20 protein-coding genes and 1 riboswitch are annotated in these 18,685 nt (G+C 65.3%); of the genes, 16 read left to right on the forward strand and 4 right to left on the reverse strand.

All coding sequences use genetic code 11. The annotated features are described in order from the left end of the window. The first annotated feature begins 48 nt into the window (after positions 1 to 48). The 3 genes from SE91_RS24475 to SE91_RS24485 all read left to right on the forward strand — a co-directional run bounded on the left by SE91_RS24475 (position 49) and on the right by SE91_RS24485 (position 3,515). A complete protein-coding gene (locus SE91_RS24475; protein WP_061849427.1) occupies positions 49 to 1,314 on the forward strand; it encodes an ABC transporter permease in 1,266 nt (421 codons plus the stop codon). Beyond that, the gene (locus tag SE91_RS24480) at positions 1,311 to 2,141 is read left to right on the forward strand and encodes an ABC transporter permease (protein ID WP_061849428.1); all 831 of its coding nucleotides are present in this window, start codon (positions 1,311 to 1,313) and stop codon (positions 2,139 to 2,141) included. Before SE91_RS24475 ends, SE91_RS24480 begins: the two co-directional genes overlap by 4 nt. A 162-nt stretch (positions 2,142 to 2,303) precedes the next feature. Further along, entirely contained in the window at positions 2,304 to 3,515 is a 1,212-nt protein-coding gene (locus tag SE91_RS24485; RefSeq protein WP_061849429.1) for an ABC transporter substrate-binding protein, read from the forward strand. A 216-nt stretch (positions 3,516 to 3,731) separates the two neighbouring features. Here the strand turns inward: SE91_RS24485 and SE91_RS24490 are convergent, their stop codons facing one another. Together SE91_RS24490 and SE91_RS24495 are read right to left on the reverse strand one after the other, a co-directional pair. Then, complete coding sequence (locus SE91_RS24490) at positions 3,732 to 4,262, reverse strand: PRC-barrel domain-containing protein (RefSeq protein WP_061849430.1); 531 nt, start codon at positions 4,260 to 4,262, stop codon at positions 3,732 to 3,734. A gap of 227 nt (positions 4,263 to 4,489) precedes the next feature. Then, positions 4,490 to 5,080, reverse strand: coding sequence for a hypothetical protein (locus SE91_RS24495; RefSeq protein WP_061851290.1), 591 nt, complete (start codon positions 5,078 to 5,080; stop codon positions 4,490 to 4,492). A 180-nt stretch (positions 5,081 to 5,260) separates the two neighbouring features. Between SE91_RS24495 and SE91_RS24500 the strand changes: the two genes are divergently transcribed. Next, positions 5,261 to 6,016 carry a response regulator gene (locus SE91_RS24500; protein WP_061849431.1) on the forward strand — a complete coding sequence of 252 codons (756 nt, stop codon included), beginning with the start codon at positions 5,261 to 5,263 and terminating at the stop codon, positions 6,014 to 6,016. Between the two features lie 12 nt (positions 6,017 to 6,028). Then, positions 6,029 to 7,354 carry an ATP-binding protein gene (locus SE91_RS24505; protein ID WP_061849432.1) on the forward strand — a complete coding sequence of 442 codons (1,326 nt, stop codon included), beginning with the start codon at positions 6,029 to 6,031 and terminating at the stop codon, positions 7,352 to 7,354. On the opposite strand, the gene SE91_RS24510 is transcribed toward SE91_RS24505, so the two are convergent. Continuing rightward, entirely contained in the window at positions 7,355 to 7,555 is a 201-nt protein-coding gene (locus SE91_RS24510) for a hypothetical protein (RefSeq protein WP_008556166.1), read from the reverse strand. Between the two features lie 231 nt (positions 7,556 to 7,786). Between SE91_RS24510 and SE91_RS24515 the strand changes: the two genes are divergently transcribed. The 9 genes from SE91_RS24515 (at position 7,787) to SE91_RS24560 (ending at position 16,797) form a co-directional block, all read left to right on the forward strand. Then, entirely contained in the window at positions 7,787 to 8,332 is a 546-nt protein-coding gene (locus SE91_RS24515) for a lytic transglycosylase domain-containing protein (RefSeq protein WP_061849433.1), read from the forward strand. 210 nt (positions 8,333 to 8,542) lie between these two features. Further along, positions 8,543 to 8,671: riboswitch (TPP riboswitch) on the forward strand. Beyond that, on the forward strand, positions 8,659 to 9,669 hold the full coding sequence (locus SE91_RS24520) for an FAD-dependent oxidoreductase (protein ID WP_061849434.1): 1,011 nt from the start codon (positions 8,659 to 8,661) through the stop codon (positions 9,667 to 9,669). It overlaps the preceding riboswitch by 13 nt. Continuing rightward, positions 9,660 to 9,857 (forward strand): sulfur carrier protein ThiS, encoded by a 198-nt coding sequence (gene thiS, locus SE91_RS24525; protein ID WP_061849435.1) that lies wholly within the window; start codon positions 9,660 to 9,662, stop codon positions 9,855 to 9,857. The genes SE91_RS24520 and thiS overlap by 10 nt, the downstream gene beginning before the upstream one ends. A 171-nt stretch (positions 9,858 to 10,028) precedes the next feature. Continuing rightward, the gene (locus tag SE91_RS24530; RefSeq protein WP_060735160.1) at positions 10,029 to 10,811 is read left to right on the forward strand and encodes a thiazole synthase; all 783 of its coding nucleotides are present in this window, start codon (positions 10,029 to 10,031) and stop codon (positions 10,809 to 10,811) included. Continuing rightward, complete coding sequence (locus SE91_RS24535; protein ID WP_061849436.1) at positions 10,798 to 11,406, forward strand: thiamine phosphate synthase; 609 nt, start codon at positions 10,798 to 10,800, stop codon at positions 11,404 to 11,406. Before SE91_RS24530 ends, SE91_RS24535 begins: the two co-directional genes overlap by 14 nt. A 283-nt stretch (positions 11,407 to 11,689) precedes the next feature. Continuing rightward, complete coding sequence (gene thiC / locus SE91_RS24540; protein WP_061849437.1) at positions 11,690 to 13,588, forward strand: phosphomethylpyrimidine synthase ThiC; 1,899 nt, start codon at positions 11,690 to 11,692, stop codon at positions 13,586 to 13,588. A 792-nt stretch (positions 13,589 to 14,380) separates the two neighbouring features. Further along, the gene (locus SE91_RS24550; protein WP_245318518.1) at positions 14,381 to 14,902 is read left to right on the forward strand and encodes a mismatch-specific DNA-glycosylase; all 522 of its coding nucleotides are present in this window, start codon (positions 14,381 to 14,383) and stop codon (positions 14,900 to 14,902) included. Between the two features lie 326 nt (positions 14,903 to 15,228). After that, positions 15,229 to 15,876 carry a glutathione S-transferase family protein gene (locus tag SE91_RS24555; protein WP_061849439.1) on the forward strand — a complete coding sequence of 216 codons (648 nt, stop codon included), beginning with the start codon at positions 15,229 to 15,231 and terminating at the stop codon, positions 15,874 to 15,876. A 228-nt stretch (positions 15,877 to 16,104) separates the two neighbouring features. After that, positions 16,105 to 16,797 carry a glutathione S-transferase C-terminal domain-containing protein gene (locus tag SE91_RS24560; protein WP_061849440.1) on the forward strand — a complete coding sequence of 231 codons (693 nt, stop codon included), beginning with the start codon at positions 16,105 to 16,107 and terminating at the stop codon, positions 16,795 to 16,797. A gap of 110 nt (positions 16,798 to 16,907) precedes the next feature. On the opposite strand, the gene SE91_RS24565 is transcribed toward SE91_RS24560, so the two are convergent. Beyond that, complete coding sequence (locus SE91_RS24565) at positions 16,908 to 17,342, reverse strand: hypothetical protein (protein ID WP_061849441.1); 435 nt, start codon at positions 17,340 to 17,342, stop codon at positions 16,908 to 16,910. A 467-nt stretch (positions 17,343 to 17,809) separates the two neighbouring features. Here SE91_RS24565 and SE91_RS24570 point away from each other — a divergent pair, with 467 nt between their 5' ends. Next, complete coding sequence (locus tag SE91_RS24570; protein ID WP_061849442.1) at positions 17,810 to 18,193, forward strand: RidA family protein; 384 nt, start codon at positions 17,810 to 17,812, stop codon at positions 18,191 to 18,193. Between the two features lie 149 nt (positions 18,194 to 18,342). Continuing rightward, complete coding sequence (locus SE91_RS24575) at positions 18,343 to 18,603, forward strand: hypothetical protein (RefSeq protein WP_060735157.1); 261 nt, start codon at positions 18,343 to 18,345, stop codon at positions 18,601 to 18,603. Positions 18,604 to 18,685: the final 82 nt, after the last annotated feature.

Raw genomic sequence — 18,685 nt, forward strand, 5'->3', positions numbered from 1 at the left:
CGCCCGACCTGAAATGGCGCGAGATCTCCGTTCAAAGGGGCTCATGCCATGACAGCGGCGCCCCTAAAGGCGGCGCCCCTAACCGAGACCGAAGTGCCGCTCAAGCGTCGCCTGAAGCACGCAGAGCGAAGACGCCAGCTCAAGGCACTTGGACTAATCCTGCCGCTGTTCGTCTTCCTGCTCTTCACCTTCGCAGGCCCCATCGCCGGCATGCTGTGGCGCTCGGTTGAAGACAAGGAGGTGCGTCAGGTCCTGCCTCACACCGTCGCTGCTCTTGCCGGCTGGGACGGCAAGGGCCTGCCGGATGAGGAGGCCTTTGCTGCGCTGGCAAGCGACATCCTGGCGGCGCGCGCCGCCGGCACCATCGCCGTCGCGGCCAAGCGGCTGAACTACGCGCTCAACGGCTTCCGCACCATCCTGACCAGCACGGCCCGCAATCTGAAGGCGCTGCCGGAGCGCGGGACGGCCAAGGAGACGCTGGTCAAGATCAATCCAGCCTGGCGCGAACGCGCGACATGGACGACGATCAGGGACGCCAGCGGTCCCGTGACGAGCTTCTATCTGCTGGGCGCCCTCGACCTCGTCAGGAACGCGGACGGCGCGATCGTCGAAGCTCCGCCGGATCAGGCCATCTACCGCAACGTTTTCGCCCGCACCTTCCTCATCAGCCTCAGCGTCACGGCGCTCTGCCTGATCCTCGGTTTCCCGGTCGCCTATCTCTTGGCGACGCTGCCGCCGGCCCGGTCGAACCTGCTGATGATCTTCGTCCTCTTGCCGTTCTGGACGTCGCTTCTGGTCCGCACCTGCGCCTGGATCGTGCTGCTGCAGAGCAAGGGCGTCGTGAACGATAGTCTGCACTGGCTTGGCATCATCGACGAGCCCTTGCGCCTGATCTACAACCGCTTCGGTGTCTGCGTGGCGATGACTCACGTGCTCCTGCCGTTCATGATCCTGCCGCTGTACAGCAGCATGAAGGCGATCTCGCCTGCCTACATGCGTGCCGCTGCCTCGCTCGGCGCGCCGCCGGTCACAGCTTTCCTGCGCATCTACCTGCCGCAAACCCTGCCCGGCATCGGCGCGGGAAGCCTGCTCGTCTTCATCCTCGCGCTCGGCTACTACATCACGCCGGCCCTCGTCGGCGGCGCCGCCGACCAGATGATCAGCTACTTCATCGCGCTCTACACGACCGAGACGGCCAACTGGGGCCTTGCTTCGGCCTTGGGAGCGGTGCTGCTGCTGGCCACGGTTCTGCTCGCGCTCGTCTACGGCAAGCTGGTGCAGGGACAGCAGGTCACCGGAGGCATGAAGAATTGAGCGATCAGTCTTCCCTTCGCACGCCCAGCCAGCGCATCGCGTGGAGCACGACCATCATCGTCTCGACGCTGGTGTTCATCTTTCTGATCGCGCCGATCCTTGCGATCATGCCGCTGTCCTTCAGCTCGGGTTCGTACCTGACCTATCCGTTGCCGGGCCTCTCCTTGCGCTGGTATGACGACTTCATCAACTCGCCGCGCTGGATGAATGCGCTGAAGAACAGCCTGATCATCGGCGTCGCCTCGACGGCGCTGTCCATGGTGCTCGGCACGCTCGCCGCGCTGGGCTTGGCGCAGTGGAAGAGCCGGTTCAAACCGCTGGTGCTGGCCTTCGTGCTGTCGCCGGTGGTCGTGCCCGGCGTCATCACCGCCGTCGGCCTCTATTTCTTCTTCGCACCGATTGGGCTGACCGGCAGTTACCTCGGCTTGATCCTGGCCCACACCGCGCTGGCGACGCCCTTCGTGGTGATCACGGTCGGCGCCACGCTGCAAAGCTTCGATACCAATCTGGCGCGCGCGGCAGCCTCACTCGGTGCCTCGCCACTTTACGCGTTCCGCCGCGTGATCCTGCCGCTGATCCTGCCGGGCCTTGCCTCGGGCGCGCTGTTCGCCTTCGCGACCAGCTTCGACGAGGTCGTGATCGTGCTGTTCATGGCAGGTCCCGAGCAGCGCACATTGCCACGCGAGATGTTCAGCGGCATCCGCGAGAACATCAGCCCGACCATCACGGCGGCGGCGGTGATCCTGACGGCGGTCTCGGTCATCCTCCTCGCCACCCTGGAAGGCCTCCGCCGGCGCAACGAACGGCTCAAGAGCGGCGGCGTCTGATCGGCATTACGACGCGATCTCGAGAGCTCACGGTACGTCCCGCTCCAGCCCCCGCCGTTTTGCATCTCCGCTATGGCGCAGATTGCTTAGCTGCCGCGACGGATTGTCGCTAGAACGTCCCTCGCAACAAATCCCCAACAACAACACACAGGGAGCAACACCATGCAAAAACTCATCGCCGCCGTCGCGGCCGGCCTCGCCCTCGCCGCCACGTCAGGCGCGGCGCAGGCCCAGATCTCCGACGATGTCGTCAAGATCGGCGTGCTCACCGACATGTCGAGCCTCTATGCGGACGCGACCGGCAAGGGTTCGCTCGTCGCCGTCGAGATGGCCGTCGCCGATTACGGCGGCAAGGTTGCGGGCAAGCCGGTCCAGGTCGTCGCGGCCGATCACCAGAACAAGCCCGATGTCGGCGTTAACATCGCCCGCAACTGGTACGACAACGACAAGGTCGACGCGATCTTCGACGTGCCGACGTCCTCGGTCGCATTGCCGGTCTCGGCCCTGACGCGCGAGAAGAACAAGATCAACATCAATTCCGGCGGCGGCTCGTCCGACATCACCGGCGTCGCCTGCTCGCCCAATACGGTGCACTGGACCTACGACACCTATGCGCTGTCGAATGTCGCCGGCAAGGCCATGGTGAAGCGCGGCGAGGATACCTGGTTCTTCGTCACCGCCGACTATGCCTTCGGCATGGCGCTGCAGCGCGACGCCGCCAACGTCGTCAAGGAGAGCGGCGGCAAGGTGCTCGGCGAGGTCCGCCATCCCCTCAACTCGTCGGATTTCTCGTCCTTCCTGCTTCAGGCCCAGGCCTCCAAGGCCAAGGTGGTCGCGCTGGCGAATGCCGGCGGCGACACCACCAATGCGCTGAAGCAGGCCTCCGAATTTGGCCTGACCCAGGGCGGCCAGAAGATGATCGCCCTGCTGCAGGAGATCACCGACACCCATTCGCTCGGCATCAACGCGACGCAGGGCCTGATCGTCACCGACGCCTTCTACTGGGACATGAATGACGAGACGCGCGCCTTCTCGAAGCGCTTCAACGACAAGGTCGGGCACATGCCGACCATGATCCAGGCCGGGCTCTATTCGGCGACCATGCACTATCTGAAGGCAATCGAGGCCATCAAGACCGACACGGCGCCGAAAGTGATGGAGCAGATGCGCGCGACACCGGTCAACGACTTCTTCGCCAAGAACGGCAAGATCCGCATCGACGGCCGCATGGTCCACGACATGTATCTGTTCGAGGTCAAGAAGCCCGAAGAATCCAAGGGCGAGTGGGACCTCTACAAGCTCATCGCCACCGTGCCCGGCGACGAGGCCTTCCGGCCGCTCGACAAGGGCGGTTGCCCGCTGGTGACGCATTAGCTCTGCTGCGTCGCTGCCAATTCCTCATCCTGAGGAGCTTGCGGAGCAAGCGTCTCGAAGGATGAAGGCCCGGCTGGTGGCGCCCTTCGAGACGCGCGCCGGAGGCGCGCTCCTCAGGGTGAGGGTCAGCATTTCGCAAGGACTTCATGAAGAAGACACGACAGCGCGCCCGGTGAGAACCGGGCGCCCGTCGTTTGGGTCGTCAGTCGAGCCGCCTTACTCCGAGTACTTGAACTGCGGCATGTTCTTCAGCTCGTCCTTGCTGGCATTGAACACGGCGTGGTCCGGGTACCATTTCGAGGTGGACGACGTCGAGGTCGCAGCCGGCTTGTCGGTGCCGGTCGCAGCGCCCGTGGTGGTAGTCGCGGCGGGCTTGGCGCCCGGGTTCGCGCCGGTACCGGTGTAGGCGACGGCCTCGTTGACGAACTTCAGCTTCTCATAGGGCACGGCGACGAGATGCTCGCCCATGCCGAGGAAGCCGCCGACGCCGATCACGGCAATCTTGATGTCGCCGTTCTTGTCCATCAGCAGGTCGTTGATCGTACCGATGTTCTCGTTGGCTTCATTGTAGACCTTCAGGCCGTCCATCTTCGACGTACGCCACTGGCCGGACGCGGTCGTGGACGTCGTCGTGGCGGTGGTGGCCGCAGGTGCCGCCTTGTCGGTGGTGGCGGCCGGCGATTGCGCGAACGCAACGGTCGTCAGCAGGGCAGTGCCGGCGAGGCCGGCAACGATCGACTTCATCATGTTGTCCTCTCCTTCAGCAGAAAACTTGTGCGGAGAAAACAGCGCTGATCACGCGCAGTTCCTTGTGCGCGGCAATTTCGTCGCGCTATGCGCGAGCACGATATCGAGTGTGAGATGTTCCTGCGTCACTCAGGAACATTGTGCGGCGCACGGTTTCCCGCCGACGATCATGCGCCCTGGGTGAAGCATGATCGCGGCGAGGACACGCCGACCTGGCGTCGCCCGGGTCAGCTCTTGTAGTCGATCAGCAGCGCGGACAAGCTAGAGCCGCTCGACGCGCTGCCATTGGCACCGTAGGACGCCGCCGACGATTGCGATTGCTGGAGCGCCTGGAGGAACTGCTCGAGGATTTCCGCCGTCGTGGCGTCGGCCGACGTGCCGCTGGCGGAATCCGTGGATGACGCCGAATCCGAAGAGCCGTCATCCGGCGGCGGGCCGGGGGGCGGTCCGCCTGCTCCACCGGGACCGCCTGCTCCACCAGGGCCACCCGCCCCGCCCGGGCCGCTGGCGAAGGCGGACTGAAACACGCTCTTCAGCTCCTCGGCCTGGTCGGCGGTCAGCGTCCCTTTCGACACCTCGTTCGAGATCAGGTCGTCGATCTTCGACTGCATCTCGTCCTTGGAGGGCCGCGTGCCGCGCGACTGGTCGCTCGTCCGACTCTGCTGGAGTGCGGTGTCGATGTCGGTCAGCGCCGTCGAGAGCGCGGACTGGTCCGACGACGAGATCGTGCCCGCGGAGACTTGCGATTGCAATTCCTGCTGTAGCCGCTGCAGCGGCGATTGGTGGCTGCCGGCGGAGGCCGCCGAAATCAAGGTCATGATGGCTCCGTGCATCTTGCGGGGTTTCGTCGCGAGCGGCGCCACGGTATGGTTTACGGCCTTAACGAGAACTTGCCACTTCACGGTCCGGTCGTGTCCCGGCATTGCGGCAAGTTCTCCAGAAACATCCTGAAACAAAATTCTTCGCCATTCGGCCCAAATCTTGGACAAACAAAGCGCATGGCCATTCCCAATCCCAGCATCCTGGTCGTCGAGGACGACCGCGAAACCCGGACGTTGATTGCGAAATACCTGCGCAACAACGCGTGCAACGTCACCGCCGTGAGCGACGGCCGCGAGATGTCGCGCGCGATGGCCGACCATCGCGTCGACCTGATCATCCTCGACGTCATGCTGCCGGGCGAGGACGGCCTCAGCCTCTGCCGCAAGGTGCGTTCGGAATCGCAGACACCGATCATCATGCTGACCGCGCGCGGCGAGGACGTCGACCGCATCGTCGGCCTCGAGATGGGCGCGGACGACTATCTGCCGAAACCGTTCAACCCGCGCGAGCTGCTCGCCCGCATCAACGCGGTGCTGCGCCGCCAGGCCGCGGCGCAAGCGGCGAGCGCGATCGAAGGCGCTTCCACGCTCGCCTTCGAAGGCTGGCGCATCGATCTGCGCATGCGCGAGCTACGCAATCCCGAAGGCGCGCGCGTCGCGGTGACCAGCGCCGAGTTCGATCTGCTGAGGACGTTCTGCGAGCGCCCCGGCCGCGTGCTGTCGCGCGACAGCCTGCTCGACCTCACGCAAGGACGCAACGCCGGCTCGTTCGAGCGCTCCATCGACGTGCTGGTGAGCCGCATCCGCCGCAAGATCGAACCCAATCCGTCCGATCCCACCATCATCAAGACGGTGCGCTCCGGCGGCTATCTGTTCACGCCGCGGACCGAAGCGGCAAGTCCCGAAGCGGTGACCGCGCCTCTGAGCAGCTGAGGAACGGCCGTCATGACGCCGTTCCGCTTCTTCCACCTCAACAGCATCGGCGGACAGATCGCCGCGCTGGTGGTGGCCTCGATCGTCGCGCTGCATCTGATCCTGACCGCGAGCTTCCTGATCAGCCGGCCGAACCGCGCCGAGCCGCCCGACAGTGCGCACCAATTGGCCGATGCCGCCCTGCTGCTCAACGGCGCCGATGCGGGCGAGCGGCCGCGCATTCTCGCCGATATCGTGCGCGCATTTCCCAAGGCGAACATCGAGGTCCTCGCGCCGGAAGCGGCTGCCCCCGCCGTCGATAGCGAGAGTCCCCACCTGCGCAATCTGCGCCGGCATCTCGGCCCTCGGTACAAGGTGGTCGCGCTGGCGCCGCAGGACGGCGTGCAGCGGGTCGCGGTCGAACTGTCCGACGGCACCATGATCGCGGGCCGCGTCGAGCACGGTCCCCGTCCGCCGCGGTTCTGGGGCGGACCGTGGATGATCACGCTGCTGTTCGCGCTGATCAGCGTCACCATGCTCGGCCTGTGGGCGGCCTATGCGCTCGCCGCGCCGCTGTCGTCCTTCGCCAAGGCCGCCGAGAATTTCAGTCTGGACGGCACCGCCGAGCCGCTGCCCGAGCGCGGCCCCGAGGAGATCCGCTCGGTGGCGCGCGCACTCAACCGCATGCAGGAGCGCATCGCGCGGCTGATGTCGGACCGCACGCGGATGCTCGCCGCGATCAGCCACGATTTGCGCACGCCGATCACGCGCCTGCGGCTGCGCGCCGAGTTCATCGAGGACGAGGGCAATCGCAAGCGCACGCTGATGGACCTCGACCAGATGCGCTCGATGCTGGAATCGGTGCTGTCGCTGCTCCGCAACGACCGCAAGGTCGAGGCGGTGACGCTGGTGGACATCGCCAGCACGCTCCAGCTCGTCGCCGACCAGTTCGGCGACATGGGCCATGTCGTGCATTACGAGGGACCGGCCTCCGCGACCGCCGCGGCGCGGCCCGACGATCTGCATCGCGGCGTCACCAACCTCGTCGAGAACGCGGTGCGCTTCGGCGCCAAGGTGACGATCCGCCTCGACGTCTCCAGCACCACGCTCGTCATCGACGTCGAGGATGACGGCCCCGGCATCTCGGATGCGCGCAAGCAGGAGATGCTGGAGCCGTTCGTGCGTGGCGACGATGCGCGCACGATGGACGAGTCCACCGGCTTCGGCCTCGGCCTGTCGATCGCGCGCGCGATCGCGCTCGCCCATGGCGGCGAGCTGTCGCTGCACGACCGCGCCCCACACGGATTGATCGTGCGGATGCAATTGCCGGTCTGGCAGGAGCCGCGGCTGGCGGCGTAATCAAGCCGCGAGCGGCGGGTGCGCGATGGCCTCGCGTTCGAAGATCGCCACCGCCTCGAAGCGATAACCGCAGGCCTGGCAGGCCCAAAGATAAGATACGCGGCCTTCGCCCGGTTCGATCCAGTCCGGGAACGGGATCGGTGTGCCACATTGCGCACAGGGGTTCTGCTTGGGGATGTCGCCGATGTCTGCTCGGGTCATGGACGTCCTCCCAAATGCTGTTTTCGAAGAGCGATTTTTGGGCGGATGCGCGAAGGGACAAACCTGCTGTCGCGTCGACGCGCACCACCAGCTCGAATCGTGACTCGGGTTTAAGTCGTAAAAGCGACCGCGCGGCGAAAATCGCCGCCGGCGACTTTTCGCCACATCATCGCCGTGTTCCCACGGCCTAACGCACAAGGGTGCAGGTCCGTTCGACCGAGGAACATTTCGATGAAGATTTTACGCATTGCCGCGCTGCTCGCGGCCGCACTGACGTTGCCGCAGGCCGCCTTCGCCGGCGAGGCCGAATATGCCGAGATGGTTGCAGCCCATGCGCGCGCCAATGGCGTGCCGGAGGCGCTGGTGCACCGCGTGATCATGCGCGAGAGCCGCTATCAGCCGCATCTCGTCGGCCGCGGCGGCACCATCGGACTGATGCAGATCAAGCTCGCGACCGCCCGCGGCGTCGGCTACACCGGCGATGCCGCCGGCCTGCGCGACCCCAACACCAACCTCACCTATGCCGTAAAATACCTCGCCGGCGCCTATCGCGCCGCCAATGGGGACCACGCCCGAGCCGTGCGTTATTTCGCGGGCGGCTATTACTACGCTGCAAAGCGCCAGCGCCAGGAGATGGTGCAGGTCGCCAACATGGGCGAGACCATGGGTCAACCCTGGCTGGAGCCGAACGGCAACCCGCAGCCGATGTTCGGCGCGCCGTCGCACCGCAAGCTGGCGCAGCGTGTCCGCAACGCGCGGGCGCAGGCCTTGAAATAGCTCCCGTGTCCCGGACAAGCGGCAGCGCGAAGCGCTGCTGCGCCGAGCCGGGACCCAGCATCCGCACATAAGCAGTGGGCCCCAGCAATGGGCCCCGGCTCTGCGACGCATCACGCCGTCAAGAGGCGGCGCGCTGCATCGCGTCCGGGGCACGGACGGTGTGGTTCCGTCTCTAACGCGTTGACACCGTCCGTCACTGGCATACATTAGAGCCGTTCCGAGGGGTGCTCCGAGGAGGAGCTGAGATACCGCTAAACGGGCAATAACGCCCGGGACCGCGGTGACCCTTTGAACCTGATCCGGGTCATGCCGGCGAAGGGACAGGGATGTTGCAGACGACCAAGCGACCGGATTCACCGGTATCCATCATCGGCGCAGGCATTGCCGGAGCCTGGCAGGCGCTGTTGTTCGCGCAGGCCGGCCATGTCGTGACCCTACACGAACGCGGTGACGCCGCGATGACCGATGCCACCAGCCACTGGGCCGGCGGCATGCTCGCGCCCTATTGCGAGGCCGAGGTCGCCGAGCCCATCATCAGCCGCCTCGGCTTGCGCTCCCTCGACATCTGGCGGCGCGAGCTGCCCGATACGCCCTTCAACGGCTCGCTCGTCGTCGCCCATCCGCGCGAGCGCAACGATTTCGAGCGCTTCGCCCGGATGACCGAGGGGCACCAGCGGCTCGATGCCGCCGGCCTTGCGGCGCTGGAGCCCTCGCTGGAGGGCCGTTTCCGCGACGCGCTGTTCTTTCCGACCGAAGGCCATGTCGAGCCGCGCCGCGTGCTGCCCAAGCTGCACGAGCGCATCAAAGCTGCCGGCGGCACCATCAGGTTTTCCAGCGACGTCAGTGCTGCCGAGCTGGACGGCATCGTGATCGACTGCCGCGGTCTTTCCGCACGCGACGAGCAAAGCGAGCTGCGCGGCGTCAAGGGCGAGATGATCCTGATCGAGACCGATGAGGTGCAGCTGTCGCGCCCGGTGCGGCTGATCCATCCGCGCTGGCCGCTCTACGTGATCCCGCGCGAGGACGGCCTGTTCATGCTGGGCGCGACCTCGATCGAGGCGGAAGACACCGGCGTCAGCGTCCGCTCCGCGCTGGAGCTGTTAGGTGCCGCCTATGCCGTGCATCCCGCGTTCGGCGAGGCCCGCATCGTTGAGTTCGGCTCGGGCCTGCGCCCGGCCTTCCCCGACAACCTTCCGCGCATCGGCATCCGCGGCAGCCGGATCAGCGTCAACGGGCTCTACCGCCACGGCTTCCTGCTCGCGCCGGCGCTTGCCGAGCTGACGCTCGCTTTTGTCCAGCGCGGCCAGATCGACAACGAGGTGATGCAATGCGCGTGATCGTGAACGGTGAGCAGCGCGAGGTGACGTCCGCCAGCGTGGACGCGCTGCTCAGCGAGCTCGACTACGAGGGCAGCCATTTCGCCATCGCGCTGAACTACGACGTCGTGCCGAAAAGCCGCTGGGCGGAGACCCAGCTGAAAGCCGGCGACGAGATCGAGATCATCACGCCGCGGCAGGGAGGGTGAGGTGATGGTCTCACCAAACACTCCACTGTCATCGCCCGGCTTGACCGGGCGATCCAGTACGCCGCGTCGTCACGTTTCCAGCCGCGCTGCCACGGCGTACTGGATCCCCGCCTTCGCGGGGATGACAGCTATGTTTGGGTCGGCACCGTCACTCCAGGAGACACCTTCACCATGGTGACCTTCTACGGCAAGACCTTCGCCTCGCGCCTGCTGATCGGCAGCGCGCTCTATCCCTCCCCCGCGATCATGCAGGAAGCGATCCGCGCCTCCGGCTCCAACATCGTCACGGTGTCGCTGCGGCGCGAATCCGCCGGCGGCAAGACCGGCGATGCCTTCTGGAAGCTGATCCGCGAGCTCGACGTCACCGTGCTGCCGAACACCGCCGGCTGCCGCACCGTGCGGGAAGCCGTCACCACGGCCAAGCTCGCCCGCGAATTGTTCGGCACGTCCTGGATCAAGCTGGAGGTGATCGCCGACAATGACACGCTACAGCCCGACGTCGTCGGCCTGGTCGAGGCCGCCACCATCCTGATCAAGGACGGCTTCGAAGTGTTCCCCTATTGCACCGAGGATCTCTCGGTCGCGAACCGCCTGGTCGATGCCGGCTGCAAGGTGGTGATGCCGTGGGCAGCCCCAATCGGCAGCGCCAAGGGCATCATCAACCGCGACGCGCTCAAGCTTCTGCGCGACCGCCTCCCCGACATCACGCTGGTGGTCGACGCGGGCCTGGGCGCACCGAGCCACGCCGCCCACGCGCTCGAGCTCGGCTATGACGCCGTGCTGCTCAACACCGCCATTGCCAAAGCCGCCGATCCCGTCGCGATGGCGAATGCCTTCCGCCTCGGCTGTGATGCCGGCCGCACCGCTTATGAAGCCGGGCTGATGAACGCCCGCGATTTCGCTTCCCCCTCCACCCCTGTCGTTGGGACTCCGTTCTGGCATGCCGTATCCTGATCGCTTTTATCCCGTCGTCGACAGCCTCAAATGGGTCGAGCGGCTGACCAAGCTCGGCGTCGGCACCATCCAGCTGCGCGCCAAGGAGCTCAACGACGCCGACGCGCTGCAGATCGTCACCGATGCGCTGGCGATCACGAAAGGAACGCAGGCCAAGCTGGTCGTGAACGATTATTGGCGCGCGGCAGTCGTCGCCGGGGCCAAATATCTGCATCTCGGCCAGGAGGATCTCGCCGAAGCCGACCTCAAGGCGATCCGCGAGGCCGGGCTGTCGCTCGGCATCTCCACCCATGACGACGCCGAGCTCGCGACCGCGCTCGAAGCAAAGCCCGATTACGTCGCGCTCGGCCCGATCTTCTTCACCACGCTCAAATCGATGCGCTTCGAGCCGCAGGGCATTCCGAAGATCACGGAATGGAAGAAGCGCATCGGCACCATCCCGCTGGTCGCGATCGGCGGCATCAAATTCGAGCACGCCGCGGAGATCTTCGCCGCCGGCGCGGATTCGATCGCGGTCGTCTCCGACGTCACGCAGAATCCCGATCCGGACGCCCGCGTGAAGCAATGGCTCGGCCTGTCGAAGGAAGCGCCATGATGCAGGTCTCACTCTCTCCAAATACTCCACCGTCATCGCCCGGCTTGACCGGGCGATCCAGTACACCGCGGCCTCTCGGCTTGAGCCGCACCGCCCCGGAGCACTGGATCCCCGCCCCCCGTGCGCAATTGCGCACTAGGCGGGGATGACGGAGAACCTTCCACCGGCGTCATTCCGGGGCGCGCATCGGCGCGAACCCGGAATCTCGCTCAACAACCTCGAGGTTCCGGATCGGACCGCAATGCGGTCCGTCCGGAACGACGCCCCATAAAAGGAGGATCCCATGAACATCCGCTCCAACCCTGATAAGACCGTCCCCGCCGTCACCACCGGCCCGCTCCCCTCCTCGCGCAAGATCTTCGCATCCCCGGATGCCGCGCCCGATCTCCGCGTGCCCTTGCGCGAGATCATCCTCTCCGAAGGCGCCGGCGAGCCCAACCTGCCAGTCTACGACACTTCCGGCCCCTACACCGACCCGTCCGTCACCATCGACGTCAATGCCGGCCTGGCCCGCAACCGCAAGCAATGGGTGCTGGAGCGCGGCGGCGTCGAGGAATACGAGGGTCGGCAGATCAAGCCGGAGGACAACGGCAGCGTCTCCACCGACAAGGCCGCGCGCGCCTTCTCGGCCTATCACAAGCCGCTGCGCGGCCTCGACGGCCACAAGATCACCCAGCTCGAATTCGCCCGCGCCGGCATCGTCACCAAGGAGATGATCTACGTCGCGGCTCGCGAGAATCTCGGCCGCAAGCAGCAGCTCGAGCGCGCCGAAGCAGCCCTTGCCGACGGCGAGAGCTTCGGCGCCTCCGTGCCCGCCTTCATCACGCCGGAGTTCGTGCGCGACGAGATCGCGCGCGGCCGCGCCATCATCCCCTCCAACATCAACCACTCCGAGCTCGAGCCGATGATCATCGGCCGCAACTTCCTGACCAAGATCAACGCCAATATCGGCAACTCCGCGGTGACCTCGTCGGTCGAGGAGGAGGTCGAGAAGATGGTGTGGGCGATCCGCTGGGGCGCCGACACCGTGATGGACCTCTCGACGGGGCGCAACATCCACACCACGCGCGAATGGATTCTGCGCAACTCGCCGGTGCCGATCGGCACCGTGCCGATCTACCAGGCGCTGGAGAAATGCAACGGCGACCCCGTCAAGCTGACCTGGGAGCTCTACAAGGACACCTTGATCGAGCAGTGCGAGCAGGGCGTCGACTATTTCACCATCCACGCCGGCGTGCGCCTGCAATACATCCATCTCACCGCCAGCCGCGTCACCGGCATCGTCTCTAGAGGCGGCTCGATCATGGCGAAGTGGTGCCTGGCGCATCATAAGGAAAGCTTCCTCTACACGCATTTCGACGAGATCTGCGACCTCATGCGCAAATATGACGTCTCGTTCTCGCTCGGCGACGGCCTGCGCCCGGGCTCGATCGCAGACGCCAACGACCGCGCCCAGTTCGCGGAGCTGGAGACGCTCGGTGAACTCACGAAGATCGCGTGGGACAAGGGCTGCCAGGTCATGATCGAAGGCCCCGGCCACGTGCCGATGCACAAGATCAAGATCAACATGGACAAGCAGCTCAAGGAGTGCGGAGAGGCGCCGTTCTACACGCTTGGACCGCTGACCACCGACATCGCGCCGGGCTATGACCACATCACGTCAGGCATCGGCGCCGCCATGATCGGCTGGTTCGGCTGCGCCATGCTCTGCTACGTCACGCCGAAGGAGCATCTCGGCCTGCCCGATCGCAACGACGTCAAGACCGGCGTCATCACCTACAAGATCGCCGCCCACGCCGCCGATCTCGCCAAGGGCCACCCCGCCGCGCAGCTGCGCGACGACGCCCTCTCCCGCGCCCGGTTCGAATTCCGCTGGACCGACCAGTTCAATCTCGGCCTCGACCCCGACACGGCAAAGAGCTTCCACGACGAGACCTTGCCGAAGGAAGCCCACAAGGTCGCCCATTTCTGCTCGATGTGCGGCCCGAAATTCTGCTCGATGAAGATCACGCAGGACGTCCGCGACTATGCGGCGACGCTTAACGATCCGAACAGCGTGGGCATGTCGATGAGCGGCACCGCCGAGGACGGCATGGCCAAGATGAGCGCGAAGTTCAAGGAGATGGGCGAGAGCCTGTATCTGGATGCGGAGAAGGTGAAGGAGAGCAATCGGGTGTTGTGAGCAGTCCGGGCACCTCATGCCCGGGCTTGAACCGGCATTCATCGACTGCAAAGGACCGGGCAACGCCCGGTCTTTTTCTATGCGCCCTCATGGGTATTGTGATCCGTCTGCTGGGACCCAGAAAATGAAATCCGATGCAGTGTTGCGAAGTCTCTTGGATTTGATGGCGCAGATGACTGACGCCGATGTGTCCGTGCTCATTGCTGCAGTTCAGAACCGCACCTCAGCTATGTCACCGATCGTCGGCAGTTCTAACCACATCTTGTGGTCCGAGCTTGCAAAGCGCGGATTGTTGGAGGAGCAAGGGGACGCCTCCCATCGCGCAATTGGATCAGATGAGAGTCTTCTCTGTCGCTCCGGAAGGCATACCTGTTCTCGAGGAGCTACTCTCGGAGTTCAGGCAGCGCAAAGTACATCAGGGCATGAACGAGATATTTGAGACATTCTGCGTTCCTGCCGGCAAGCGGATCGTTGAACGTGTCTACCAGATTGGTGGAGACAATGCGGAGGTTCAGATCCTGATGGGTCTCACACTAGCGTCTGTTCTCAGCAAGTGTGTCTCGCCAGAGTCCTACGATAGGGCAGTGCAACAGGTTGCAGATTTGGCCAAGAGACGTTTGGCCGGTAGCGCTTAGGTTCTCGGGTTAAGCGCGCTCGGACAAGCGCATTTCGTTGATGAGTTAGCCCTGCGGGTGCGCGAAGCGCAGCCCGTGTAGTCGGGTGAGCGCGCCTTGTCCAGATTGACAGTTGTCCCCCATGTCGCTGACTCTCACGCAAGCTAGAATGTTTGCGATGGTTCATTTGCTCGTGCCAAGCCCCCACCGCCTCCCCGACCAGCTCCGCCCCGACCTCCGCCTCGTCTTCGTCGGCACCGCCGCCTCGACGCGTTCGGCCGAGCTCGGGCACTATTACGCGCATCCCGGCAACCGCTTCTGGCGCGCTCTCCATGAGGCCGGGATCACGCGTCGGCGCTATCAGCCAAGCGAGTTTGCCTCGCTGATCGAGCTCGGGATCGGCTTCACCGATCTCTGCAAGACGGGCGCCGGGATGGATCACCAGATCGCGGCGGAGGCGATCGACGTGCCGGGCTTCAGGGCGAAGATCGAAATGTACCGGCCGCGGACGATTGCGTTCACCAGCAAGAAGGCGGCGAGCTTGTTTTACGGGAGGCCGTCGACTGCGATTTCGCTGGGGCGGCAGGCGTCGGATGGAAGTCTGCCGGAGATATTTGTGCTGCCCTCGCCATCGGGTGCGGCGTCCGGGAACTGGACGCTGAGGCCTTGGCGGGAGCTTGCGGCGTGGATCGCGGCGTAGGGCACAGTCGCGCCCCAACCTCCGCCGTCGTCCCGGCGAAGGCCGGGACCCATAACCCCAGGGAGTAGTTGGGCGAAGACTCGTCGTTCGGTACTGCGACCGTCCGCAATACATAGATCACGCGGTATGGGTCCCGGCCTTCGCCGGGACGACACTGGTGGTCTGGCCGCGGTGTGTAGCCCGGATGAGCGGAGCGAAATCCGGGATTGGCGGTTGATCCGCATATCGCTTCGCTCATGCGGACTACAGACCTGCCAAAATCGCCTGTCGGAATCCGCGCAGCCGGTTCGTCCTCCGGACAAACCACGACCACCCGGAGCCGTCCGATGCCCACCATCACCGCTTTCGAATCCTCCCCCGATCGCGGCCGCGGGCAGGCGCGCGACATGCGTGTTCGCTGGGCGCTGGAGGAGATCGGCCAGCCCTACAGCGTTCGCCTGCTCTCCTTCGCCGCGATGAAGGTACCCGCGCACGTCGCGCTGCACCCGTTCGGGCAGATCCCGACCTATGAGGACGGCGATCTCGCGCTGTTCGAGTCCGGTGCGATCGTGCTCCATATCGCCGAGCGTCACACCAAGCTGCTGCCCGGCGATGCAAACGCGCGCAGCCGCGCCATCGCGTGGATGTTCGCCGCGCTGAGCACCGTGGAGCCGCCGATCGTCGAGCTCACCATGGCCATGCTGTTCGAGCGCGACAAGAGCTGGTACGCGGAGCGCCTGCCCATGCTGCAGGACCGCGTGCGCGTCAGGCTCGGCGAACTCTCCCGTCACCTCAGCGGTGCCGACTGGCTCGACGGCGCGTTCAGCGCCGGCGATCTCATGATGGTGACGGTGCTGCGCCGGCTCAATACGTCCGGCCTGCTGGACGAGTGCCCCGAGATCGCCGCCTATGTCGCCCGCGGCGAGGCGCGGCCGGCGTTCAAACGGGCGTTCGAGGCGCAGCTCGCGGTGTTCAAGGCGGCTTCGAATTCGTAGGGTGGGTTAGCCGTGCGGCTGCGCGAAGCGCAAGTCCGCACGGCGTAACCCACCGATTCTGTCGCGGCGGATACGAAGGTGGTGGGTTACGCCTTGCACCTTCGTGCGTTGAACGACTGCGCTCGTGAGCGGCTAACCCACCCTACGAGAGCTGCGCCAGGTGCAACCCGTTGCGCCCGCCGTAACGCTCCGGCATCCTGGCCTCCGCCACCCCAGAGGAGCCCGCCCATGCTGACCCTCTACTCCTACCCGGAACTCTTCGGCGTCGCCGACAACAACGGCTACGGCCTCAAGGTCTACGCCTTCTTCAAGCTCGCGGGCGTGGCGTTCGTGCACGAGCACGTGTTCGATGCCTCCGCTGCGCCGCGCGGGCAGCTGCCTTACATCGTCGACGACTTTGAGACCATCGGCGACAGCGAGACCATCATCGCGCACGCGACCGCGAAATATCGCCTCACGATCGATGCCGGCCTGTCACCGGACCAGCGCCGCACCAACCATTTCGTCACGCGCATGCTGGACGATCTCTACTGGGTGATGTCCTATTCGCGCTGGAAGGACGAGCGCTTCTACCCGGCGTTCCGCGATGCCTTCATCGCGCAGCATCCGCAGATCGACGCTGCCGGCTTCGAGAGGGCCAAGGCCTATAACGCGCAGCGCTATCATTTCCAGGGCATCGGCCGCTACACGCCCGAGCAGGCTTATGCGCGAGGGCTCGCCGATCTGCAGGCGCTGGCGGACATCGTGCCGGCGCAAGGCTTCGTGCACGGCGCGGCGCCGACCAGCGTCGATGCCGGCATCTATGGCTTCATCGCCAACATCTATTACTTTCCGATCCCGACGCCGCTAAAGGCCTTCGTCGATGCACACGCAAACCTCGTCGCGCATTGCGGGCGGATTCATGCGATGGTGAGCGCGTAGGCCGTACTTCGTAGGGTGGGTTAGCGCAGCGTAACCCACCACTTCTGCTACTGCGGAAACCAAAGAGGTGGGTTACGCCTGCGGCTAACCCACCCTACGGCACCGCGCGGCTACCGCATCGTGATCGCAAGGCCGCTGAGATCGGCATTCGCCATCAGGCCGACCTGCGTGCCCGAGAGCTCCAGCACGGCGCCCTTCTGGTTGGTCAGCACGATGGCGCGGGCGCCGGAGCCGACGGCGATGCCGGCACCTGCGGCGCCGTAGACGCCGGCGACGTCGGAGGGACGGTTGATGTTGGAGACGCGGCCGCGCAGCACGGTCTTCGAGCCGCCGAAGACGAGGCCGTAATCGAGCCCGCCGGTGGAGAGCCCGTAGGTGCGGCCGCGGAAGTTGAGCACGCCCGAGCCGCCGGAGCCGCCGATGATCCAGCCCGCCTTGTAGATCGTCAGCGTCACGAAGCCGCTGTCGGCCTGCGCCGCAGTCGAAAGGCCGGCAAAAGCGGCGATGGCGACGAGCGCGGCGCGGACGGTGGATGCGAGCTTCATGGGGCGTCTCCGGGGGCTAATTTTTCGAGGCAGGATTCGAATCAGACGCAGCGAATGTATCCGATCGATCGCGGCGGCAACATGATCGGGGTGGAGGTGAGGCGTGCGGAGAGGACGGTTCACACAGGGTCGTCTCATTCGAACTCGCGCTGGAGGCACCGTGTCGCCACAGCGTCATGGCCGGGCTTGACCCGGCCATCCACGTCTTCCTCTCGGCGCAAAGAACGTGGATGCCCGGGACAAGCCCGGGCATGACGGCATAGCCTGAGTGGCCAACCGACCATCGCCAATCATGCCATTCTGCCCCTGTTTTGCCCGACGAAGCAACATCGAATTCCGTTTTTCGGAACATGCTGACGAACCTCGACTTTTCTACTGTGCATGGGGTTGTTTTCGCACTTTGTATTTTGAGAAGCCCTCGCCTGCCGCTACGCTGAGGCGTCAGCGAACGTTCCCGAGGTGATCCCATGCCGATCCAGCATTTCGCACCCCCGCCGCACGTCAAAGCGCCGCCGCTGTCCTTTGCCACCCGCGTCGGCGACCTCCTGTTCGTCTCCGGCATTCCCGGCTTCGATGCGGCTGGCGCGCTGCCCGACGGCTTCGAGGCGCAGTTCGCCAATGTCGTCGTCAACATCCGCCGCGTGCTGGACGAGGCCGGCGCGACCTTCCGCGACCTCGCCAAGGTCAACGTGCTCCTGACCCGCGCCAGCGATGTCGCCGCCATGAATGCGCTCTATGCCGGCGCCTTCGGCCCGCCGCCGTATCCCGCACGCACCACCTGCGTGGTGCAGGCGCTGCCCGATCCGAAGATGCTGATCGAGATCGAGGCGGTGGCCTCGCTGTCGCGGTGAACCTGCTACGTGTGACCCGACGGGCACGCAGGCAAACCAAATGCCGGCTGCACCTGACATGTCCGTGAACGGCCGCTTGCCCCGGCTTGCAAAGGACCTGCTTTTACCGCACGAATTTTCGCATCCCACATCCCCACAGGAGATACTTCATGCGTCGCGTTCTCGCCCTCTGTGCCGTTGCCGGCATCGCCAGTTCCGTGTTCGCCGTGCCCGCCTCGGCGAAGGTCGGCTATTACGTGATCCGCTGGGACAACACCGGCATCTGCCAGATCTGGAATGAGGACCTTCAGCAGAAGCCGTTCCAGTTCGGGGTGTCGACCTACAAGGTCGTCAGCAAACCGTTCCCGACCTTCCAGCAGGCTTCCGACGTTCAGATCAAGATGCGTGGGGAGCGCCGCTGCACGCTCTGAGCGCGGCACGACGGATCGAGTTCGAAGGGCGGGTCGCGCGGGCGATCCGCCCTTTGCTTTTGCGGGCGGCGCCGGCGTTTTG

The sequence above is a fragment of the Bradyrhizobium sp. DOA1 genome (assembly GCF_001593325.1).
Lineage (GTDB): Bacteria > Pseudomonadota > Alphaproteobacteria > Rhizobiales > Xanthobacteraceae > Bradyrhizobium.